Genomic DNA, 583 nt, shown 5'->3' with positions numbered 1-583 from the left:
ATCGAAGACGATGCCGATGTCGCCGGTCGGGCCGGCGAGCAGCGTTTCGTAGACATGCACGGCATCGACGGGAGAGACGGTACGCGAGGTCAGGCGCGCTACGTTCATTCGCCCCCGGCGCAGGTAGTCGAAGAAAAGCGTCGTCATCTCTGCTGCCGACCAGGGGCCGAACGGTGTCGCCTGCCCAGGACGTGTCAGGCCGTGAACGCCGAGCATGGACAGGGTGTCGCCGACGACGCGCGGTCCTGAGCATGTCGACACTGATGGCACGGGCCGAGATCAAGCAGGGGCGGCTGTTGCCCGCGGCCGGGCAGCCGGCCTCGGATGGATGGAGATCGGCGTCGGGCCGAAACATTTCGTCGACCCCAGGGGTGGGCTCAGATCGTCCGTGTATAGGGTGCGCTGGCTCGAGCCTGCGACAGCCTGAGCGCCACGGGGATGGCGATAAAGGCCGCCACCGCGGCCATACCGACGGCCGCAACGAGCCAGAGCGACGATACGACACCGACCGACGACAGCGATGCCGACATCGCAAACGGCGCAACCGCCGCCGGCACCTGCTTGGCGAAGGTCGACCATCCGA

At 67.2% G+C, this 583-nt stretch carries 2 protein-coding genes; both read right to left on the bottom strand.

The genetic code is table 11. From position 1 onward, the window contains the following. The coding region (locus AC1D0P_RS27295) for a hypothetical protein (RefSeq protein WP_477679593.1) at positions 1-216 on the bottom strand (216 nt) is incomplete at its 3' end. Positions 217-377: 161 nt separating this feature from the next. Next, a partial coding sequence (locus tag AC1D0P_RS27290) for a hypothetical protein (protein ID WP_477679592.1) occupies positions 378-583 on the bottom strand: 206 nt, incomplete at its 5' end.

The sequence above is a fragment of the Polaromonas sp. P1_G2 genome, assembly GCF_056405515.1.
This window is presented reverse-complemented; position numbering and strand designations above follow the sequence as displayed.